The 21,663-nt window shown below is 71.3% G+C and carries 18 protein-coding genes and 1 pseudogene; 2 read left to right on the forward strand and 17 right to left on the reverse strand.

Going from position 1 to position 21,663, the window contains the following annotated elements; genetic code table 11:
* Positions 1 to 636 precede the first annotated feature (636 nt).
* Positions 637 to 1,419, forward strand: coding sequence for a transposase family protein (locus tag E1292_RS12570; protein ID WP_132595272.1), 783 nt, complete (start codon positions 637 to 639; stop codon positions 1,417 to 1,419).
* Here E1292_RS12570 and E1292_RS12575 read toward each other — a convergent pair.
* The 4 genes from E1292_RS12575 to E1292_RS12590 all read right to left on the reverse strand — a co-directional run bounded on the left by E1292_RS12575 (position 1,411) and on the right by E1292_RS12590 (position 4,402).
* Complete coding sequence (locus tag E1292_RS12575) at positions 1,411 to 1,608, reverse strand: hypothetical protein (RefSeq protein ID WP_132595274.1); 198 nt, start codon at positions 1,606 to 1,608, stop codon at positions 1,411 to 1,413. The two genes, E1292_RS12570 and E1292_RS12575, sit on opposite strands and share 9 nt — an antisense overlap.
* Positions 1,609 to 2,271: 663 nt before the next feature.
* Positions 2,272 to 3,471, reverse strand: coding sequence for an FAD-dependent monooxygenase (locus E1292_RS12580; RefSeq protein WP_132595276.1), 1,200 nt, complete (start codon positions 3,469 to 3,471; stop codon positions 2,272 to 2,274).
* Positions 3,459 to 4,046, reverse strand: coding sequence for a TetR/AcrR family transcriptional regulator (locus tag E1292_RS12585; protein ID WP_132595278.1), 588 nt, complete (start codon positions 4,044 to 4,046; stop codon positions 3,459 to 3,461). The genes E1292_RS12580 and E1292_RS12585 overlap by 13 nt, the downstream gene beginning before the upstream one ends.
* Before the next feature lie 95 nt (positions 4,047 to 4,141).
* Complete coding sequence (locus E1292_RS12590; RefSeq protein WP_132595280.1) at positions 4,142 to 4,402, reverse strand: hypothetical protein; 261 nt, start codon at positions 4,400 to 4,402, stop codon at positions 4,142 to 4,144.
* Positions 4,403 to 4,591: 189 nt separating this feature from the next.
* Here E1292_RS12590 and E1292_RS12595 point away from each other — a divergent pair, with 189 nt between their 5' ends.
* Entirely contained in the window at positions 4,592 to 6,967 is a 2,376-nt protein-coding gene (locus tag E1292_RS12595; protein WP_132595282.1) for a glycoside hydrolase family 10-like protein, read from the forward strand.
* A 68-nt stretch (positions 6,968 to 7,035) separates the two neighbouring features.
* On the opposite strand, the gene E1292_RS12600 is transcribed toward E1292_RS12595, so the two are convergent.
* From E1292_RS12600 to E1292_RS55725, 13 genes and pseudogenes are all read right to left on the reverse strand, one after another.
* Entirely contained in the window at positions 7,036 to 9,558 is a 2,523-nt protein-coding gene (locus E1292_RS12600) for a glycoside hydrolase family 38 N-terminal domain-containing protein (protein ID WP_132595284.1), read from the reverse strand.
* Positions 9,555 to 10,241, reverse strand: coding sequence for an N-acetylmannosamine-6-phosphate 2-epimerase (locus E1292_RS12605; protein ID WP_132595286.1), 687 nt, complete (start codon positions 10,239 to 10,241; stop codon positions 9,555 to 9,557). The genes E1292_RS12600 and E1292_RS12605 overlap by 4 nt, the downstream gene beginning before the upstream one ends.
* Positions 10,238 to 11,899: an FAD-dependent oxidoreductase gene (locus E1292_RS12610; RefSeq protein WP_132595288.1), complete on the reverse strand. Its 1,662-nt coding sequence runs from the start codon at positions 11,897 to 11,899 to the stop codon at positions 10,238 to 10,240. The genes E1292_RS12605 and E1292_RS12610 overlap by 4 nt, the downstream gene beginning before the upstream one ends.
* A complete protein-coding gene (locus E1292_RS12615; RefSeq protein ID WP_132595290.1) occupies positions 11,878 to 13,341 on the reverse strand; it encodes a DUF4127 family protein in 1,464 nt (487 codons plus the stop codon). The genes E1292_RS12610 and E1292_RS12615 overlap by 22 nt, the downstream gene beginning before the upstream one ends.
* The gene (locus E1292_RS12620) at positions 13,338 to 14,402 is read right to left on the reverse strand and encodes an ROK family protein (protein WP_220446790.1); all 1,065 of its coding nucleotides are present in this window, start codon (positions 14,400 to 14,402) and stop codon (positions 13,338 to 13,340) included. The genes E1292_RS12615 and E1292_RS12620 overlap by 4 nt, the downstream gene beginning before the upstream one ends.
* A complete protein-coding gene (locus E1292_RS12625) occupies positions 14,399 to 15,115 on the reverse strand; it encodes a GntR family transcriptional regulator (RefSeq protein WP_132595292.1) in 717 nt (238 codons plus the stop codon). The genes E1292_RS12620 and E1292_RS12625 overlap by 4 nt, the downstream gene beginning before the upstream one ends.
* A complete protein-coding gene (locus E1292_RS12630; RefSeq protein ID WP_132595294.1) occupies positions 15,112 to 15,999 on the reverse strand; it encodes a carbohydrate ABC transporter permease in 888 nt (295 codons plus the stop codon). Before E1292_RS12630 ends, E1292_RS12625 begins: the two co-directional genes overlap by 4 nt.
* On the reverse strand, positions 15,996 to 16,874 hold the full coding sequence (locus E1292_RS12635) for a carbohydrate ABC transporter permease (RefSeq protein ID WP_132595296.1): 879 nt from the start codon (positions 16,872 to 16,874) through the stop codon (positions 15,996 to 15,998). The genes E1292_RS12630 and E1292_RS12635 overlap by 4 nt, the downstream gene beginning before the upstream one ends.
* A gap of 61 nt (positions 16,875 to 16,935) precedes the next feature.
* Entirely contained in the window at positions 16,936 to 18,237 is a 1,302-nt protein-coding gene (locus E1292_RS12640) for an ABC transporter substrate-binding protein (RefSeq protein ID WP_132595298.1), read from the reverse strand.
* A 541-nt stretch (positions 18,238 to 18,778) separates the two neighbouring features.
* A complete protein-coding gene (locus tag E1292_RS12645; RefSeq protein ID WP_220446791.1) occupies positions 18,779 to 19,486 on the reverse strand; it encodes a transposase family protein in 708 nt (235 codons plus the stop codon).
* Between the two features lie 388 nt (positions 19,487 to 19,874).
* Positions 19,875 to 20,228: a LamG-like jellyroll fold domain-containing protein gene (locus tag E1292_RS12650; protein WP_181958219.1), complete on the reverse strand. Its 354-nt coding sequence runs from the start codon at positions 20,226 to 20,228 to the stop codon at positions 19,875 to 19,877.
* A gap of 168 nt (positions 20,229 to 20,396) precedes the next feature.
* On the reverse strand, positions 20,397 to 20,900 hold the full coding sequence (locus E1292_RS12655) for a nuclear transport factor 2 family protein (protein ID WP_132595302.1): 504 nt from the start codon (positions 20,898 to 20,900) through the stop codon (positions 20,397 to 20,399).
* Between the two features lie 349 nt (positions 20,901 to 21,249).
* Positions 21,250 to 21,390: pseudogene (locus E1292_RS55725) on the reverse strand (LUD domain-containing protein); the annotation flags it as partial.
* Between the last annotated feature and the right edge of the window lie 273 nt (positions 21,391 to 21,663).

Consider the following 21,663-nt stretch of genomic DNA (forward strand, 5'->3'; position numbering starts at 1 on the left):
CAAACATCAGCAAACCGGACCGGGGAGGTCTCCCAAGGGGCGGGTGGAGATCAGGGCACCCGAGGCCATCCACGGGGAATTCTCGTGGCCATCAGCCGGGACTCAACTGGCCGCCCACCAGGAGTCTTCCATGGCCGTCGGCACCGGTCTCATCTTCGACCTTTCGTGAGCCAAGGTTTCAGGGATCGAAGAACGTTCACCGGACGCAGGGTTGAAGAGGCCTCCACCCTCCATGGCTGCCTGGATTCACCGCGCTGCTGGTCGCGCCGATGGGGTGCGCTGCCGGCGCCGGTGGGATCGCCGCCGGCCGATGCCCTGGCCGCGATCGTCGCGTGGATGTGTGCCTGCCGACAATGTCATGCGCGCAGATAATCCAGCTTGCCCGACTCCTCCCGCCTCATGTTCCTGTGGGTGCCCGAGACTCGGCCGCGATTCACCAGTGCGACAGACCAGCGCGTGTAAGTCTCGACGCCGCCCTCCGCTTGTCGCGCGATCAGAACAACGGATCAACACTGAGGCTTTTCCAACCTGATCGCGCTGGCCAGCAGGGGCGGTGCCAGCACCGGTTGGCATGAGAAGAGGCTCCCGGTAAGACAGCAGTCGACCAAGATCCGATGCCTCTACCGGAGAGCCTCGTTGCTGTCTTACCCTGCCGCGATTCCGCTGTCCAATCACACCCTCATCCGCCTGGCCGAGCTGCTCCGTGCCCGGCGTGCCGAGCGCCGCTGCCGCTGGCGGCGCCTTGATGCGTCCCGGCAAGCCCTGCTGGTCCTGGCCCACCTGCGCAACGGCGACACCTACGCGCGGCTGGCCGCGGGCTTCGCCATCGGCACCAGCACCGCCTGGCGCTACGTCCGCGAGGCGGTCGACCTGCTCGCCATGCTCGCCGACGACGTCCATGCCGCCGTCGTACGCGCCGACCGGCTGGCCTACGCCATCCTGGACGGCACCCTGATCCCGATCGACCGGCTGGCCGATGAACGGCCCTACTACTCCGGTAAACACCGACGCCACGGCATGAACGTGCAGGTCCTGGCCGATCCGGCCGGTCGGCTGGTATGGGCCTCACCCGCACTGCCCGGTGCCACGCATGACCTGACCGCGGCACGTGCCACCGGCCTGATCGACGCGCTGACCGCTGCAGGGGTGAAAACCTTCGCCGACAAGGGATATCAGGGCGCGGGCGGCAGCATCCGCACGCCGTTCAAAGGCCACCGGCTGCGGCCGCCGCTGTCACGCCATCAGCGCTCGGTCAACCGCGCGCACGCCCGCATCCGTGCTTGCGGGGAACGCGCTGTAGCCCCCTTGAAGACCTGGAAGGTCCTGACCCGGCTGCGATGCTGCCCGCACCGCGCCACCACGATCGTGCAGGCCATCCTCATCCTGCAGCTCATCGAAGAAGGCCGCTACTCAGAATGAAAAGCACTCACTGGGGACCTCGTCATACTTTCGCTCCAGCTCCACCACCTTGTATCCGGTCATAGCCAGGACCCCCAAGATCACAAGAAAGGCCATCAGCCGGAGGGCGAGCGCGTCACGGTTTTGTCCTGCTTGCTGTGAGTGCCATGCGGCGGCCCAGAGCACCAGAATTGCCAGGGTGGCGCCCATCGCTAGAGGTACCATGCCGTCTCCCAAGGTTCGTTGGCGACAGCGGATCAAAAGGCGCTTTAAGCAGACTTTCGCCATACTTCGACTTCGTAGCTGACCAAGCACTGCTGAAGCACGGCCGCGTGCTTCGCCTGCCCGTTTGCCGTCGTCCCACCCAACGGGTAGCGGGGCCGCCCGGCCGCTTGCCTGGTGTCAGGGCGGTGATGGAGGGACGGCGGTCCCGCGGCTGGTCTGCTAGGGCTTTGCGCCTGCCGATAATGCATCCACCCAGGTCATGGCCATGCAGGCCTTAGCGTGGCGTGCGCGAGCTCCGACCACATTCGCCCGTCGGCACCGGCCCTCCGGCGTGTGTGGCCCATTCGAGATCTTCCATGACTCGGAGGCCGCCGCCACCCCGGGCGCCGGCACGCCCACGCCCGCCCCCTCCGTGATCGCGCCCTCGTCTACCTGCTGTTCGGCACCAGGCTGCGCCGGGCCGAAGTCGTCGGCCTGAACCTCGACCGGCTTGACGTAGCCGACCCTGCCGCGCTGCGCCGGACCGACGCCACCGAGTTGCACCCGGTGGCCGGCGTACGTGCCGGGCGACGTCGAGTTGTGGCCGAACTTCGCCGGTGGCGAGGCCGTCGATCTGCTCGGCTGGCTGACCGTAGATCGGAGCGGGTGCTACGCGACCGCCGGTTCGGTCGCGGCGCCGGATGCCTGGCGCATGACGTCGGCGAGTCTGATGTCCTTGCCTGCGAGGATGGAGCTCAGGTAACCGGTGACGAAGGGCACTCGGGTCAGGCCGAGCATGATGCGCCGGATGCGCAGGTCGGTCGGCGAGGAGGGCAGGAACCAGCGGGCCATCGATCGGGCGTTGCGTTGTTTGTCCTCGACCACGGGCCGCCACAGGCGCTCGAACTCGGCGGCGGCCCGCTCGATCGTGGGTGCCTGCGCAAGGCGATCGGCGAGCACGAAGGCGCCGGCGATCCCGAGCGACGCGCCCTGCCCGGCGATCAGCGACACGGCGTAGGCGGCGTCGCCGAGCAGGACGACCCGGCCGGTGCTCCACTCCGGAAGCTCGATCTGCGCGACCTGGTCGTAGTAGATCTCCTCGTCCGGCGGGCACTGCTCCAGCGCGCGCGGCGTCACCCATCCCAGACCGGTGTAGGCCCGCTGGATCGCCACTCGAAGAGCGTCCGGAATTGCGGGGTCGGCGCTGCGGTGCACCGCGAACGCGGCAACCCGGCCGTCGCGCAGCGCGTAGAAGCCCATCTGCCGGTTGACGGAGTCGGTGAGGCAGAACGCGTGCTTGGTGGCGGCGTGCACGTCCGGCGCGTCGAAGGTGAACGCCGCCGTGTGCAGGCCCAGGTAGCGCAGGTAGCGGTCCTCCGGCCCGAAAACCCGCCGGCGGACGGTCGAATGGATCCCGTCGGCGCCCACGAGCAGATCGGCGTCCAGGACGGTGCCGTCCCCCAGCGTTACCGCCACGCCGTCGGGGCGGTTGACCACGTCGGTCAGCGCCGTTTCATAGCGCAGCTCGACCTGGGCCGGAAGGTTCTCGGCCAGTACGGCCTCGATGTCGGGGCGCAGGAGGTCCAGCAGCCGGCCGCGCGAAAAGCTCTTGGTCCGGAGCGTGGCGCGGCGGCGACCGTTCTGGTCGACCAGCCGCCCCTCGTCATAGTGGTAGGCCGCTCGTTCGAACGCGGGCAGCAGCCCCATGGCCTCGACCGCCTCCAGCCCGGGGCCGAAGAAATCGATCATGTATCCCTGGGGGCGAGGCCCGGGGGCCCGCTCGACCACCACGACCTCGCCGCCTGGGGCGGCGAGCCGATGGGCCAGGGCCAGGCCGCTGATCCCGGCCCCGCAGATCACTGTTCGCACTGTCGTTCCTCCTCGGGGGACGCGGAAAGAAGCCTGCGTAGCACCGCCGAGGGATCCTTCGCCTTCAGGCCCAGGCCGCGGTGCAGCAGAAGGCCGTCCACGCAGGCCGCCAAGACGGCGGCGGTCTCGAACGGGGCGGGCACCCCGTGCTGGTCCAGCCACTGGCCGAACCGCTGCCGGAACTCGGCGACCAGCTCGCGGATCCGCTCGCGCAACTCGTCGTCGCGGGTGCTCGCCAGATACGCCTCGATGAACAGCAGCGAGCTGGCGTCGACGCCGGTGTACTCCTCGACCGACGCGAGCATCGTCTCGATGGCGTCGCCGGGCGAGCGGGTGCTTTCCATCAGCTCGTTCAGCCCGGCGAGCAACTCCCTCATCCGGCTGGTCGCGGCCTCGCTCAGCAGGCTCGACAAGGAGGGGAAGTGGTAGTGCACCACGCTCGGCGTCACCCCGGCCCGCTCGGCGAGGATCCGGGTGCTCACCGCCGTCCAGCCGCGTTCGGGGATGAGCTCCGCCGCTGCATTCAGCAGTCGTTCCCGTACCGCGCGCCCGCGCTCGGCCGCTGGGGAGACCATGGCTCTCTCCTCTATCAGGGCAGTCGTCCTGTATCAATGCCCTGATTGTATGGTCGCGCTCCGGCCACGTCCAAGTCCAAGCGGGTTCGGGCAGGTCACGGGCGCTCAAACAGGTGGAGCCGTGTTCGATCGAGTGTGGCCGGCCGGGTTCCGTGGACGTCCAGCGCCAACGGCGCGGCCGGGTTGAGCGTGCGGACGGACGGGTGGGAGCGGGGCAGCAGCCGCGTTCCGGCGGGGTAGGCGATGTGCACGTCGCGCGTTCGGCGGGCGCGGCCGTGATGACGACCGTCGGCGGGAGCGCGGAGGCACGGGCGGCGCTGTACGAGGGAGCGCTCCTCGTCCTCTACGACCTGCATGCCGTGCTCACGCGGACTGTACGCGATCTGGTCCGGGACGCGCGCCACGATCGGAGCTGTCTCATGACGTCTCCGCAAGCTGGTACGGACCACTGGTGATAAGTGGCCTACACGCAGGCATAATCGCTCTTTACTTGTACGGACCAGTACGTCAGACTCCTGGCAGCAAACAGCTGATCAGGAGGATCCGTGCGCACTCGACAATGGAGCACCGCGCTGCTGGGTGCCGCCGTGCTGGCGTTCCCGCCAGCCGTCCCGGCTCACGCCACGACCGGCCCGGCCGGCGGGCCGGCGGTGGTCGCCGCCGACGGCAGCCGGCAGGAGATCACCGCCATCGACCCGACCAGCAGGGCGGCCGGGGCGCTGGCGCTGTACACCCCGGCCTTCCAGCCCAGCACCGGCACCAACGCCTTCGGCGGCGAGGCGGTGCTGCGGCGCACCGGCGAGCGGGACGTCTACGAGGTGCTCGACGTGTGCACCGCGCTGACACCCTCGTGCGACAACCCCGGCGACAACGCCATCCCGGCCGACGGCATGGTCCTGTCCGCGTCCCCGGGCGGCACCCCGGACGTACGGGAGTTCCTGCGCGACCACCTCAAGCGGGGCGATCGGGTACGCCTGGAGAACCTGCTCTTCAGGAGCGTCAATGCCACGCTGGACGCCGTCGACCCGACGGCCGCGAGCAACCCCGCGGGCGTCGACCCAGCCACCGGCCAGTGCTTCCCCGGCTGCCGCGGCGCCGAGCAGCTCGTCGTCTACACCCAGGGCGAAAGGACCGGCACCAACGCCTACGGCTTCGAGGTGACCGTGGTGGACGGCAGGGTGAGCGCGCGGGGCGGCGGCGACAGCCCCATCCCGGCCGGCGGCTATGTGCTGAGCGGACACGGGTCCAAGGGCGAGTGGCTGTCGGCCAACGCCGTGATGGGCGCAGCCGTCACCCGGCAGGACAGCCATGTCGCCATCTCGGTGGACGCGGGAACCTATGTTCGCGGCGCCGAGCGGCAGATCGCCACGGCCGGCACAGGGCTGACCGATGCCACCGCCACCTGCCTCCCTGTGGACGGCGCCGCCGCCGGGCGGCACCTGAGGCAGGCGGAGGAACTGCTGGCGCGGGCACGGGCGGAGACCGACGAGCCCGCCTCGGCCGAACTGGCTCAGCGGGCCGGCCGGGAGGCGGCCCAGGCGTGGTACCGCACCCGGGAGTCGCGCCCGGCCGAGGGCCGCGGCATCTGGGTGCGGCCGACCGAGACCACGCCCGAGCAGATCGAGAAGTCGCTCGACCGCCTCCAGAGCACCGGCGTCAACATGATCTTCCTGGAGACGCTCTGGCAGGGCTACACGATCTTCCCCAGCCGGGTGGCGGAGAAGTGGGGGATCGAGGGGCAGCGGCCGAACATGAAGGGCTTCGACCCGCTGAAAGTGTGGATCGAGGGCGCGCAGCGGCGAGGCATGGAACTGCACGCCTGGGTGCACACGTTCTTCGCCGGTCACCAGGGCACCAGCAAGGGGGCGGGCCCCATCCTCAACGCGCACCCCGAGTGGGCCGCTGTCGAGCGGGAGGATGTGGGCAAGGCCGGACCGCAGCCCTCCTCGCAGGAGGCCGGATACTACTTCCTCGATGCGGCCATGCCGGAGCCGCGGCAGTACATCAAGGAGATCTTCCAGGAGATTCTCACCCGCTACCGGACCGACGGCTTGCATCTGGACTACATCCGCTACCCGGTCTCGATGCCCTACCAGGCGTCCTTCTCCTACAGCGACTACAGCAGGGCCGCCTTCGCCAAGGAGAACGACGGCGTGGACCCCTACACGCTGACCATGGACGATCCCCGCTGGCAGGACTGGAACGCCTGGCGGGAACGGCAGGTGACCACCTTCGTCTCAGAGGTGCGTGACCTGCAACGCGAGGTGGCGCCCCAGGTGCAGTTGTCGGCGGCGGTCTTCCCCGACCCCAGCGACGGGCTGGCCAAGAAGTTCCAGAACTGGGCCGACTGGGTGAAGAAGGGCTACGTGGACGTGCTGACCGGAATGGCCTTCGGCACCTCCGCCGAGGCGGTGGCCGTCGACACGGCCAGGATGCGTGCCTCGGTCGGCTCGGACAACCTCCTCTACACCGCCACCTACGGGCCCTTCCGCGGCAGTGGTCCCGACCTGGTGACCGAACAGGTGCAGGCGGTGCGGGAGGCCGACTCCGACGGCGCGGCCCTGTTCTCCTACCTCCAGCTGCGCAACGACCAGGCCGCCGCCGTGGGACAGGGCGTCTTCCGCACCAAGGCGCTCGTGCCGCACGCCGATCCCGCCTCCGCGACCCGCGCCGGCATCGGCTACACCACCGGTCAGCTCGACGCGGCCTGCGTGCCCACCCGCCTGGCCAAGGACATGGGTAAGGATCTGGCCGCAGCGGACCGCTGGACCGGGCTCGGCAAGCTGGAGCGGGCCACCGCCGAGCTGGCCTCGGCCGCCCGCCGCCTTGAACGGGCCTCGGGCGCGCAACCCGCGTTCCGCGCTCGGGTGCTGCGCGACCTGGCGATGTACCAGCGGTGGCTGTCCAGAACCGGCCGCTGACCGCGACCGAACGGCAAGGAGCCCGCCACCTCGCGGTAGAGAGGTGGCGGGCTCTCCTGTCCCGCAGGTCAGCGCACCAGCAGCGTGCGCAGACCGTAAGGCGGCAGCTCCAGGCTCTCGCCGGCCGGCGCGGGGTCGCCGCACGGGGTCTCGTCCAGACGGGCCTCGGTGACGAGCGTGCCAGGCGGCAGCGACAGTCCGGCCGTCACCGCCTGCCCGGTCGGGTTGGTGACACGCAACACGTAGCCGCCACCGCCCTCGGCGGGCTTGAGCGCGCTCAGCAGCCCGCCGGTGACGCCAGGCCCGACGCGGCGGGACGCGGGCGAGCTGCCCGGCCTGGCCTGCAGGGCTCGCACCGGCACCCGGGCCTCGGCGGCGGCGCGAGCCAGCTCCAGGTCGCCGGCCTCGCCCAGCCGCACCGTCAGCCGGAACCGCCGCGGGCCGCGGCACTGCGCCTCGGGCGTGGCCAGCATCGGGCCGGCACCCGCCGTACGGGCACGAAGGTCGAACCTGGACAGCCAGCCCACCGCCCGCACCAATGTGACGGCCAGCACGTCTCCGTCGCCGCCCGGCAGCGCCTGCATCTCGGGCAGCCCCGGAGCGGCGACCGTGACCCGGTCAGCCCCCGATCCGACCGAGCCGAACGTCTGGACCGGGGCCACCGAGTGCCTGGCCTCGCGGGCCACCTCGCCGGGCAGCGGGCCGAGCTCGGGTTCCACCGGGCGGCGCAGCAGCGAGAAGTGCGCGTCGGCCAGCCACTCGCCGGGCGAGTCCAGGGCGGGGAACAGCAGGCGAAGCCGGTGATCGTCGGCCCGGTTGTCCAGGCTGACGTCCCAGTGCAGATCCGGCAGGCCGTGCCAGGCCGTCACGTCAACGTGTACGGGCACCGGCACCGTCGCTGACGCGCGGCGCTCCCGCTCCGTGTCCAGCCCCGTGGGCAGGTCGAGCACGGCTCCCAGGGACAGTACGGTACGCACGGCCGAGACGGTCACGTGGGAGCTGACGAGCCGGGCCCCGATCGGGGCGCCGGGCACCGGATCGAAGGTGTAGGCGTCACCGCGGTCACCCACGTCCTCGAACCGGCCAAGCCCGGCGAAGACCCGGGCGCCGTCCGAGACCGTGACGGAGGCGTCCGCCCGGGCCCGCAGAACGCGCGAGCCCACGCGCGCCGTGTCGCCAGGAACGGTGCGCGGCGCGGCCACGGGCTGCGGGCCCAGCTCCACCCGGTAGGACTGCCAGCCCAGCGGCGGCACCCGCCCGGCCAGGAACGCCACCTGGTGCCTGACGACCTCACGCGTGTCCGGCAGCAGGTCGAGATCGGCCTCGAACACCTTCTCCGGCCCCGCGGTAACCGTCTCGAAGGCCACCGCCTCGCCGTCCGGCCCGTAGACCGCGCGCGGGTGAACGCCCGGCGCGGTCAGCACATCGGCCTGCACACCTTGGGTGACCGGGGCGCCGTGCGGGTTCAGCACGGCCAGCGTCACCTCGTCGGCGCGCGGGTCGCCGTGCTGCCGCACGTCCAGGCCCAGCGACTCCAGGCTGCGACGCAGCACCTGCTCGCCCACCGACTGGACGCGGTCGTAGCGGGTCATGTTCTCCCGGTGGACCTCGTCCACGCTGCAGCCGCAGATGGAGTCGTGAGGGGCGTTCTTGAGCAGCAGGTCCCACGCGTGCCGCAGGCTCTCCAGCTGGCCTGGCCTGCCCGACAGCGCCGCGTACGGCTCGGCCCAGCGTTCCAGCAGGGTCTGGGCGCTGCTGTTGGCCTGCTTGAGATAGGTGCGCGCACTGAGCGTCCCGGGCAACAGGAACGTCAGGGGCCCGCCGGGGTGACGCAGCTCGCCCTCCACCACCTGCGGCTCGGGATCGGCCGACCGGGCGGCGGCGAAGAAGTCGGCGAGCGTGCTCTCGCGCAGCGGCTCACCCAAGGCCGCGACCCGGGCCGTGGTGCCGGACGGAGCCAGGTGGTCGCCGCCGTTCAGCAGAAGCCAAGGGCCCTGCGGCGAGCGTCCGCGCTCCCTGGACAGGAAGGCGGCCAGGCGCTCTTCGGCGTTCACCCACAGCACCTCGGCCTCGTGGTAGCCCTGGTTGACCGCGTACACCTGAGAGCCGTCAGGCGCTCGCCAGCGGAACCGGGCCAGGCCGGCGGGCGCTCCCCGCCACACCAGCGCGGTGTCCAGCCCGAACCCGCGCAGCACGCGGGGCAGGTCGGCGGGGTGACCGAAGGCGTCGGGGGAGTAGCCGACCGGGGTCAGCCCTCCGACCGCGCCGGCGACCCGGCGCGCGGCGAGCAGGTTACGGATCATGTTCTCGCCGGAGACGAGCTGGTTGTCGGCCAGCACATGCCACGGGCCGATCGCCAGCCTGCCCGCGGCGACGTGCCCCTTGACCCGTTCGGCGAGGTCGGGCCTGATGGACAGCACGTCGGACAGCGTGACGGTCTGGCCGTCCAGGTGAAAGGCGTCCATCCCCCCGCTCTCCAGCTCTGCGCAGACGTGCTCGACCAGCTCGACCAGCCGCGAGCGGAACGACTCGAACGTGCGGTACCACTCCCGGTCCCAGTGCACGTGGCTGACGACATGGCAGACGGTCATGGGCGGCGTTCCTTCAGTGCGGAGGCGAAGCGGCGGGTGATGTCGGCGGGCCGGGTGATCGCGCCGCCGACGACGACGGCGTGGGCGCCTGACTCGAGCGCGCGGGCCGCCTGGGCCGGGGTGGCGATGCGGCCCTCGGCGAACACGGGGACCCGGCACTTGCCCGCCAGGGCGGCCACCAGGTCCAGGTCCGGATCGTCCTGGGGGGAGGAGTCGGGGGTGTAACCGGACAGCGTCGTGGAGACGCAGTCCGCACCGTGGTCGACTGCGGCCAGCCCTTCCTCCAAGGTGGCGACGTCGGCCATGACCAGCGCACCCGTCCGGTGGACGCGTTCGAACGTCTCGGCCAGGCCGAGCCCGTCGGGGCGCGGGCGGCCCGTGGCGTCGAGCGCGACGACGTCGGCGCCCGCGTGCGCCACCGCCACGGCGTGCTCGGCCGTCGGCGTGATGTAGACCTCGCCGCCGCCGTCCTTCCACAGCCCGATCAAGGGCACCGCTACGGCCGCGCGTACCGCCTCGACGTCGGCCAGGCCGTTGATCCGCACTCCGGCCGCGCCGCCCAGGACGGCGGCGCGGGCCATCGCGCTCATGAAGTGCGGCCCGTGCAGCGGGTCGTCAGGATAGGCCTGGCAGGAGACCACGAGCCGGCCGCGCAGCCGGTCGAACAGCTCCGCCGCGGTCATGCAGCCTCCTTCCCGGCGAGCGCGGTCGCCGCCCGCGCCCACGTGTCACCGAGGTCCGCGCCGGAGCCGGGCCGACCCAGCCGGTCGGCCGCCGCCAGGAGGGCGGCGCGGTCCGCGTCGGTGAGCGGGTCATGCGGCCGGATGTCGAGGCCGTCCGGCCGGACGGCGCCGGCCGCGGCGAGCCGCTGCACCGGTGCGAACAACGGGTCGTCCGGGCCGACGTCGAGCACCCACGCGATCGGCGCCCCTCTGGCGACGAGCGCCGCCTGCAGGGCCGCCAGCTCGGCCGGCTCGCCCAGCCGGGCCGGCGGGATGCTCCGGCGTACGCAGTGGGCGGCGGCCGTGCCCGAGGCCTCCCCGACGGCCCATTCGCCGTGGTGCACGCGGTACGCGGCGGCCGCGGCCTGGGTGGCGCCCAGGTTCTTCGCGGCGGCCAGCAGGTTGCCGGGCCGGGGCGCCACCAGCGCCGACAGCGGGATCTGGAACGGCGCCGACGGCGCGTAGTGGACGTCGGGATGGCCCACCCGCGGATGGAGGTCCATGTGGTACCAGGCAACTCCGACCGAGTCCGGCATGGCCGCTGCCCTGGCCTGTCCTGGCACGGGGCGCAGCGCGTGCTCGGTGACGGGGGTCGGCACGGCCAAGCGGCGCGACTCCCGCACGTACGGGTGCGCGGCCATCCCGTGCGACGTGCCCGGGGCCTCGGTGACCAACCGCAGCCCGGGGAAACCCGCCTCCGCCTGGAGCCAGTGCAGGAACGCCAGCGACAGCAGGCGCGCCTCGGCCGCGGCCCGCTCGGGCTCGTGGATGAGCGAGCGGTCGGCGTAGTCGTTGCCGACCCAGTTGATCAGCGCCAGGTCCCGGCCGCCGAGCACCGAGGCGTCGCGCAGCCGCCGGTAGGTCCAGAACGGCGGGCTGCCGTCGGGCCCTTCGTCGAACATCCGGTACCGGTGGGTCCTGCCATCCCAGCCGGCGATGTCCAGGGCGAACGGCTGGCAGTCGCGCCAGCGCTCGTACCCCGGCGGCCTCGCGACGGTGTGGTCCTCGCCGGGCAGGTGCTCCACGAGGAAGCCGACGGTGCACGACTGGACCGCCTCCGGACGTGGGCCGCCCTCGACCGCCAGCGACTCGCCATGGGCGTCGCCGCCCTCCGAGCCGCAGACCCACGGCGCGCCGGCGAGGGCCAGCAGGTCGCCGAGTTCCGTGGCGTCGCAGAACACCTCTCCTTCGACCTCCTGCCCGTCGCTGAGCGTCACCGCCTCGATCAGGCCCGCGTGCCCGCGTACGGCGGCGGGCGCGGCGTCCGTGAGCACGGTGAGCCGCCCGGCCGCGACGTGCGGGGCGAGCAACTGCTCGATGGCCCGCGCGCCGGCCTGCGGCTCGAAGCACAGCCTGCTGACCCAGCCGCCGCCGGGATTGGCGAGCCCGCCGTAGCCGGCCCGGATGAGGTCGCGCAGCCGCCGGTAGGAGGCGGAGACGCCGCCGGTCTCCACGTGCGGGTGCTCGTCCAGCGCGGGCACGAGCTGGGTGGTGATCTGCCCGCCCAGGCTCTCTTCCGCGCAGGTGAGCACCACGCTACGGCCCGCTTCCGCGGCGGCGAGCGCGGCGGCCACGCCGCCCAGCCCACCCCCGACGATCACGACGTCGGCTGTACGCACGCGTCGCCCCCCTCTTCGATGTCGAAGTCCACCTCGAATGTGCGCTCCCACGGGAGCCTGACGCGCCGGACGCGCAGCCCTCCGAATCCGGGCAGGTCCAGCGCGTCGAGTGCCACGGCGATGTCGTGGATCACCGGATGACCGGCCGGCACGTGGTCGTGCAGCAGCGGATCGCCGCCCAACCGCCGCCGTGCGGCGCCGCGAGCCTTGGTCATGTAGCCGTAGTCCTCGACCAGCCGGCGCAGCAGCAGGCGGCGGTGCGCCCCGGCGTCGAACGTGCCGGAGCGTTGTCCCGCCACCGCGGCCACCGCGTGAGCCACGGCCGTGCCGATGGCGTTACCCGCGGTGTTCCAGCCGGCGTAGGCCGTCAGCCTGTGCAGCAGCCCCCGCCCGGCCAGCGCCTCGACCAGGGCGGGGTCCGAGCCGTTGGGCTGGGCGCAGTCCGCCACCGCCACCCGCCGCCCGGCCCTGAGCAGCCGTTCGGCGAGCGCGGCCAGCCGCTCCGCCGCGGCCCTGTCGGTGCCGGACGGTGGTGCCACGGCCCAGTCAGCGCCGCTCTGGTCGGGGACGTGGATCAGCAGGGAGACCTGCGGCGCGGCCTCGTCCATGACCGCGCCGCAGGCGGCGATCTGGCCGCGCGCGGTCCGCTCGACCGGCATGTTCTCGTACGGAGCGACCCGGTCCAGCGGGCCGGTCGCCGCGATGGTGAAGGTCACCGGGTCGCCGCCGGCGATCACGCGAGCGACCAGCGCCGCCGTCGCCTCGTCGGCGCCTGGCCGTACCGCGACGCGATCGTCGCCCAGCCACGTCGCCCAGGTACGCAACCAGGCCAGTTCGCCGGTGGCCAGCCCCCACAGGGCGGTGTCGTCCGCTCCGACGACCAGCGAGCGCAGCGTCCCGTCGGAGAGCAGGCCGAGCGCGGCGAGGTTCAGCGTGTGGTTCCGCAACCGGCGCAGCATGAAGTCCTGACGCACCTCGGGCGGGATGTCAGCCGCGACACCGGAGCCTTCCGCGTCGGATTCCCGGTGCAAGCGGGCCGAGAGCCGGTGCAGCGCGGGCCCGTAGGCCGACCAGTAGTCGGGTTCCTCCATCGCGTCGCGGGAGTCCGGCGTGCGCGTCACCAGCGTCACCGCGTGCACCGGCACGTCCAGTGACCGCAGCGACGCCCACCTCCCCGTCACCTCCTCGACGGTGACGGGGACGGTACGGGAGGCGATCAGCCCGCCGAACCCGAGCGTCTCCAGCGCCACGACCGCAGCGTCACACGGCGTGGACGCCAGCCAGGCAGCGATCGCGTCGGGGTCGCCGGGGCGGCGGATGCGGGGCAGCGCCGACGCCGGCGGCAGGAGCGTACGCGCCCCCGCCACCGCCGCGATCTGGGCGGGCAGGGCGGCGCAGACCGGCCGCTCGTCCAACGGGACAAGCGCGAGGGTGGGCGTCATGAACCCGCCCGCCGCGCTCCGGCGCCGGACGGCGTGGCGGCCGCATCGAGGGCCGCTCCGACCAGCACCGCGTCGTCACCCAGCCGGGCGCGCAGCACGGGAACGCCCGCAAGGGCGGGCAGAAGCCCGGCGGCCAGCGCGGACCGCAGCGGGGCCAGGTACCGCTCGCCCGCGGCCAGCACGCCGCCCGCGATGATCACCGCTTCCGGATCCACCACGTTCACCACTCCGGCCAGCGCCCGACCGAGCGCGGCGCCGCCGAGCGCCAGCACCTCCCGCGCGCGCTCGTCCCCGGCCCGGGCGCGGTCCAGCACCCACCGCAGGTCCCGGGGTTCGCGGCCGGCCGCGCAGCCATCGACGCGGGCGCCCGCCCCCGCACCGCGACCGCCGGTCGCCTCCAGCGGGTCTGTCGTGGCGGGCGGCTCAGCGCCGTGACCGCTGTCCGCCTCCGGCGGGGCCGTCAGATCGTCCGGCTCCGCGCCGTGACCGCTGACCGCTTCCAGCCGGGCCGTCATGGCGGGGCCGCCGGCCACCGCCTCGACGTGGCCGGTACCGCCGCAGGCGCAGCGCAGCCCCTCCGCCTCGGGCACCGGCACGTGGCCGAGATGACCCGCGGCGCCGTGGGCGCCGCGCACCACCACGCCGTCCACCGCCACCGCCCCGCCGATCCCGGTGCCGACGGTGACGCCCAACGCCGTCCGCCACGTGGAGACCGCGAGCTCTCCCGCGAGGAACGCCTGCACGTCGTTGCGCACCACTACGGGCACGCCGAGCGCCGCCTCCAGCAGCCGGGCCAGCGGCGTGCCCGCCCAGTCGCGTATCGCGTCGGTGGCGCCGACGATCGTCCGCCCGCCGGGGTCGACCACACCGGCGGTTCCGACGCCCACGGCGGCGACCCCGTCGAGTCCGAGCTCGCGGGCCAGCCGCGTCACCGTGTCCACCACAGCGTGCCGGCCCTGCCTGGCCGGGGTGGGTGCCTGCTCGCGCCGCAGCACGGCCCCCCTGTCCGTCACCAGCCCGGCGGCGATCTTCGTGCCGCCGATGTCGATGCCCAGCCTCACTTCTTGCGGCTCCTCGCGATCGACACCCGGTAGTCGTAGCGGTCGGCCCGGTAGAGGCTGATCGCCCGCTCCACCGCCCGGCCGCGCGCGTCGTGCGTCACCCTTGACACGCGCAGCGCGGGAAAATTGTTGGGCACGCCCAGCAACTCGGCCTGCTCGCGGTTGACCACGGTGGCGGAGATGATCTGGTCGGCGTGCTCCGGTGCCGCCCCGGCCGCCTCCAGCACGTCGTAGAGGCTGTCCACGTCGCGCCCGCGCGCCAGCGCCGCGGCGAACTCCTCCGGCACCCAGGCGTTTTCCAGGCACATCGGCTCGCTGTCGGCGGTCCGCAGCCGCCTGACGTGGACGACGGGACTGCCGGGCTCCAGAAACAGGTCGCGGGCCACGTCGATCTCGGCCGGTTGGACCTCCAGCAGCAGGAGCTTGCTGCCGGGCGTCATCCGCCTGGCCCTGATGTCCTCGGTGAAGGAACTGAAGGTCAAAGACTTGGTGATCTTCCCGCGTTCGGTGACGAAGGTGCCGGATCCCTGGATGCGGTAGACCCGCCCGTCGCGGACGAGCCCTTCGACGGCCTGCCGCACGGTCATGCGGCTCACGCCGTACTGCTGCATCAGCTCCCGCTCGCTGGGCAGCGGATCGTGCGGGGCCATCCGCGAGTCGATGATCTCGACGAGCGCGCGGCGGAGCGTCTCGTACTTGGTTTCCTGCGTCATCCCTTGACCGCTCCTTCTCCGACGCCCCGGAAGAAGAATTTCTGCAGGGCGAAGAACAGCGCCAGCAACGGCAGTACGGCGATCATTGTGCCCGCCGCGATCACCCTCTGGTCCGAGGTGAACGTGCCCGACAGGTACTGGATGCCGACGGTGAGGGTGTAGTTGTCCGGGCTGGACAGCACGATCAGCGGCCACAGGAAGTCGTCCCAGGCGAAGACGAAGCTGAAGATGGCCACCACCGACAGGGTGCCGCGCACCGACGGCATGGCCACCCGCCAGAAGCGCTGCCACTCGTTGGCGCCGTCGAGCATGGCCGCCTCCTCCACCTCCATCGGCAGGTTGCGGAAGCCGTTACGGCACAGCAGCACCGACAGGCCGGTCACCGCGGTGGGCAGGGCCACGCCGAGCAGGGTGTCGACCAGACCGAGCGAGCGCGAGGTGAGGTAGACCGACACCATGATGACCTCGAACGGGATGATCATCGTGCCGAGGAAGGCGGCGAACACCATCTTGCTGCCCCTGAAGCGCATCCGGGCCAGCGCGTAACCGGCCATCGCGCCGAACAGGCAGTTGGACAGCGCCGAGCCGAGAGCCACGGCCAGCGAGTTGAGGCCGTAGCGCCACACCGGCACCGTGTCCGCGGCCCTGGCGTAGTTCCGCAGCGTGGGCTCGTCGGGCCACAGGTCGGGCGGATAGCTGAAGATGTCCTCGGTCAATCCTTTGAGCGAGGTGGACAGCTGCCAGGCGAACGGGCCGATGAGCACCACCAGGACGACGAGCAGCAGGAGGTAGCGCGCGAACCGGCCGGCCAGCCTGCGCCCGGTGACGTGGGCGGGCGGCCGGTAGGGGGCCGGCGCGGGAGATCTCTCCCGGGTCGGGGTCATGACCTGTCCTCCTGGCGGTTGAGCCGGGTGATCAGCAGCGAGAAGCCCAGCGTGGCCACGAACAGCACCAGGCTCAGCGCCGAGGCGTAGCCCGACTCGCCGTTGAGACCGAGCCCGGCCTCGCGGATGTAGTACACGATGCTCGCCGCCTGGCCGCCCGGCCCCGCCGAGCCGTTGCTGAGCACGTAGATCTCGGCGAACACCTTGGCCGACGCGACCGCTGACAGCGTGGCGACCAGCACCATCGTGGGACGGATCGCCGGCACGGTCACCGACCAGAACCGGCGCAGCAGCCCGGCGCCGTCGACCTGGGCCGCCTCGTGGTGTTCGCGCGGCACGTCGGCCAGCGCCGCCAGGTAGACGACCATGTAATAGCCCAGCCCTTTCCACACCGTCACCCCGACCGCGCTGAGCAGCAGCAGGTCGGCGTCGGTGAGGAACGGCAGCGGCTCGCTGATCACGTTCAGGCCCCGCAGCGCCGCGTTGACCAGCCCGTCGCTGGACAGTAGCCACGACCAGATGAGGCCCACCACCACCATCGACGCGACGACGGGCGAGTAGAACAGCGCGCGGAAGATCCCGACAGCGAAGATCTTCTTCTGCACCAGCAGGGCCAGCAGCAGCGGCAGCACCACCATGGCGGGCACGCAGAGCAGCACGTACAGCGCGGTGTTGCCCAGAGCGTGCCAGAACTTCTGGTCCTCGGCCAGACGGGCGAAGTTGTCCAGGCCGGTGAACGTGCCGCCGCCGAGCGTCGAGGCGTTGGTGAAGGCGAGCACGACCGTGTTGACGAACGGCCCGAGCGAGAACACGAGTGCCACCAGCAGGGCCGGGGCGACGAACAACCAGGGGATGGCCGGGCGGCGGCCGATCATGTGGCGGACCTCCATGAGGGTGGGCGGACCGGTCCCGGCGGGGCCGCCGGGACCGGGACGGTCAGGAGCCGGTGATCTGGTTGGCTTCCTCGACCGCCTGATCCAGCGCCTCCTGGGCGGTCAGCTCTTTCTGCATGGCCAGCTGGACCTTGCCGACGACGATCTTCTTGATCCGGTCGTCGAACTGGACGGGGGTGAGGTTCCTGGCGTTCCGCAGCGCCGCGGCCGACAGCTTGCGCGCCTCCGCCTCGGGACTGCCGTCACTGGCGGTGAAGTACGGGTCCTTCAGCGCCTCGCTGACGCTGGGCAGCACCGTCACGATCTTCGAGAAGGCCAATTGGTTCTCGCCGTTGGTCATGAAGCGGGCGAACTCGACGGCGGCTGCCTGATTCCGGCTGGACTTGGGCACGAGCAGCCCCATGACCGACATGTTCGACACCCCGGCCTCGCCGGTGATCTGCGGGCCGACGCCGGTCTGCTCGGCCACCTTCGGTGCGTTCTCCTTGACCAGCGTGAGGAAGTTCGGACCGCTGGGGAAGAGGGCGATCTTGCCCGCCTGGTAGGCCTCGGTCTCCTTGGCGTGGTCCTGGGTGAGCGAGTCCTTGGCGAACACCCCGTCCTGGTACATCTTGGTCAGTCTCTCGACGTGCGCTACGGCCTCAGGGGCGTTGAACGTCCACTTGCCGTCCGCGTCCAGCAGGGGGACGCCCAGCTTGGCAAGATCGGTGATGAAGTGGTTCTCCAGCGCCGGGTGCAGGCCGTAGAAGGCGCCCTTGCCCGCAGCGCCGATCTTCTCGGCCGCGGCGTGCAGTTCCTCCAGCGTCGTGGGCGGCTTGTCCACGTCCAGGCCCGCCTTCTCGAACAGGCTCTTGTTGTACATGGTCACCTCGGAGGTGAGGTACCAGGGGAACCCGAACGCGCCGTTCGTGCCGGGCACCTTGAAGGCGTCCCAGGCCCCGGGCACGTAAAGCGGCTTGGCGTCGGCCGCCGCCGTCTCCAGGTCGACGAAGATCCCCTTGGCCTCCAGCGGCTGGGCGAAGTTGGGGTTCAGGTTGACCACGTCGGGCAGCTTGCCCGCGGCCGCGTCGGCGACCAGCTTCTCCTGCGCGCCCTGGAACGGAATATCGACCCACTTCACGTCGACACCCGGATTGGCCGACTCGAAGGCCGTGACCGTCTTCTCGATGTAGTCGGTGAAGGTGGGCTTGAGCTGCAAGGTCTGAAAGACGACCGTGCCGGTCACGCCGCCGTCGTTCTGCTGCGTGGCGGCGGACTGCTCGGCGCCGCCGAGGCCGCAGGCGGACACGGCGAGGGACAGTCCGGCCAGGCCGCCGACGAGGCGAAGGGAAAGCGTCGTACGCATGGTGCTCCAGGGGGAGAGGCGCGCCAAATGAACATGAGTGGTCCGTACCACTTGCGTGGAGAGTCTGAAGCGTATAGGCGCGGCCTGTCAAGACGTCTTCCGGGATGACCGAATGTTGTCCGTACCACATGGCGAAGTGGTCTGACCTACCTTGAGAGGCGTGGTGCGAGTAGCTGACCTCTAGGGAAAGGCTGGCTGGTCAGGGCGTCACCAGCTGGGCTGAGGGCGTGGCTCAGCGCACGATCCAGCCTCGGTCTCGACGAGGATGCCGCGGTTGACCAGGCGTGGAGGCAGGTTCAGAGCCAGGCACAGGCCACGAGCTCGTAGCGGGCGGCCGAGCTTGCTTGGTAGAGGCGTCCGGCACCACTTCGCAGGACGGCGAGTGAGCACCGAATCCAGCCGACCCACGGCGTGACGCTCCGTGGCTGCGAGCTTCAGTGAAGCTGCGCCCTCTAGAAGTAGCTGGTCAGGGTGGTGGCGTGAGGGTCGTTCGGGGTGGTCATGCTGGTGTTCGGCGGAGGTCTCGGTTGTAGATCATCTGTCAGCGGGCTCCTTCGAGGTTCGTCAGGACGAACAGGGCGCGCAGCAGGCCGGTCGCGCGGGCGGGATCGGTGCGGAGCTTGGTGAGGATCCGCCAGTTCTGGGGATGGGCGAAGCCGTGCTCGACCGGGCGCGTGCGGCGGCGAGCGCCCGGTTCGCTTCCTGTCGCCGGTGATGAGCTTGCGGGCGCGGGCGGCCTTGAAGCCGGTGACGACCACGGGGTCATCCGGGTCGTCGTCCAGGCCGAGGGAGCGTCGTGAGTGCGGCCGGGCCGAGCCGCGGAGATCCAGATCATCCGGCCCCGTTCGTCGGTCAGGGCGAGGACGTGCAGGCCGTGGCGGTGGTGGTAGCCGGAGTAGTTCGGCCGGTTCGCCGTCCCGGTGCGGCGCTGGGTGGGGATCAGGGTGCCGTCGATCAGGACGACCTCGCCGCCCCGCCGGGCGATCTTCTTCAGGGCGCGGTCCAGCCGTGGGGCCTTGGCGGCCAGCAAGGTGATCAGCTCGTCGCGCCAGCGCCGGATGGTGGTGGCGGAGACGTCGTTGCCGCCGGCCATGTCGGCCAGGCGCTGATCGTGCCGCAGCACGGCCAGCACGATCGTCGCGATCCTCCCGGCCGGCAGTGCCCGCCACCTGGACCGTATCGACTTCAGGTGGCCGCGCAGCAGATCGGCGAGGTAGTTCCTGGGCCCGCTCGTCGGCGAGCTGCTCACTCATCCGCTGCCACACCCGCTCGGCCACGGCAAGCTCATCCCGCTCGGCCTGCACCTCCGCCAGCTGCTTGACCAGCTGTTCTTCGAGTCCGTCCAGCTCCGCACGACGCGTGGCGATCCGTTCCTGTATCTCGGGGTCCATCATGCGCCGGAGCGTACGAGCGGCGCCGATCCCGACGGACGAGAACCCGCAAATCCAACCCTGCCAGACGATCTACACCTCGGACTGCCGCCCACCACCAGCACGAGCACCCCGAACGACCCTCACGCCACCACCCTGATCAGCTACTTCACGATGGCGCAGCTTCCATGTGTACGCGTCCACGGACGGCCATCACCGGTGATGGGCTGGACGCCCTCCCACACCTTCACGTTTTCGCCGAGGCGGCTACCCACCGGCCGAGCTGCCGTCCATGAGGGCGAACACCTCGTCGGCGAGAAGCTCTCTGCCGTGCACCCAGACCTCGTCGAGCGTGCCCGTCATCGCCGTACCGAGCGTCATCGGGCCTTCCGCGTGCCACGGCGTGAAGGCGAGCGCGGCGCTGCCGATGCTCGCCCCGTTGAGGTACAGGCTCGCGGTGCGCGAGCCGCTGGTGTACGTGGCAGGCTCGGGGATCCATTCGCCCACGTACGTCTCGCGCCGGACGCGTGGCGAGGAGGGTAGGTCCAGACAGATACGCCCGGCGACCGTGGTCAACCAGCCGCCGGGCGATGCGATGGCGTCCCGCTGCTGCCGGGACATGGCATACCAGCGGCCAGTTCGACAGGACAGCGGAGTGAACCTGTGAGGCTGGCGCGTCGCCCCACAGGTCGCCTCACCTTCCGTGATGTTGCGTTGCCGGATCAGCCGGCGGGACCACATCCCCGATGCGACTCGTCCAGATGCGGAGGGGCGTCGGGAGATATCGGTTCAGCCGTGGTTATCGGGTTCTTCCGCAGAGGAGGTGTTTGCGGCCTCTGGGCCGGCGGGGTCCCAGGTCACATGAGGCGAACCCGTCAGCGCAGTGGTGTCGAGGTACCTGGGCTCGAGGACGCGCTCGGTGAACTTCCAGCCATCCGGGGTGCGCTGGTAGCGGTCGTGGAACAGGCCGTACATGACGACCGACCTGCCGTCGCGCTGGCGACCGATCTCGAAGATGGATTCCCGGCCGGTCGCGGTGTCACCATCGAGTTGGATCGTGCCCGGGTGCACGTTCTGCACCCAGAACTCCCACGCACCCTGCAGTCGTTCGATACCGGCGCGGATCTCCTTCCGCCCGGCGAACTCGACGTTGGCGGGGGGTATCCGCCACACCGCGTCCCGGGTGAACAGCGACGCGAAACGGTCGTAGTCGCCGATCATTGCCGCGTCGACGTGTTCGCCCCGCAGCGCCTCGATCTCGACGCGGTCGGCGATAGTCTGCAGATCTCTCATCGTTTCCTCTCTCCTGCGAACGTGATGGATGACGGCATCGGGCTCCTGCCGAAGGGTGCCGCAGGGTGCGTCCGCACCAGCAGCGCTTCACTGAACGTCTAGGTCTGGTGGCTGTATCTAAAAGGGCCTGAGGCGATGGATGTCGGTGGTGTGGAGGGGGACGGGCGGCGTGTACTGCTGGTGGTGTCAGAATCCGATGGCTTGGCGCAGCAGCAGAACGGTGCCGCGCGGGGTGGGGTTGCGCGTTGAGGATGAGCATGCGGTTGACGGCACCGGGCTGCCCGTAGACCTTCTGAGCTCGGACGCTTTCCAAGGGGAGGGCGTGCTCTTCCACACGGCGCAGGGCTGCGCTCGGGTCGGCCACCGGCTTCTGCGCGCCGGCGATCCAGATCGCGTGAGCGGCGCCGCCGGAGCAGGCGGGCAACTGGCTTCCGCCGGCCGGGAGAACCACGAGGGCACCGGTTTCGGTGACGGCGCTGACACTGCCCACGACGACGTCGGGGCTGGCGAGCAGTCGCCGGATGTCGCGTCGCCTTCGGTGGCGCGCGGTCCATGGCAGCAGGCGCGGCTTGAGGGCCTGGTGGAGGTCGCTGGTGTTGATGTCCTCGTCGATGCCGGACAGGCGGAGAGTCTCGCTGGCGAGGATGGCTTCGGGGCGGCCCGGAGTTCGTCGTGGTGGCGGACACTCGCTCTGGCCTTTCGGCGGTTGTGCACGGGCCTCCCTCCCAGTTCGGCCGCGCCATCTGGCCCTATCCGTTTGCCG

The organism is Nonomuraea deserti, assembly GCF_004348685.1.
GTDB classification, from domain to species: Bacteria; Actinomycetota; Actinomycetes; order Streptosporangiales; family Streptosporangiaceae; genus Nonomuraea; species Nonomuraea deserti.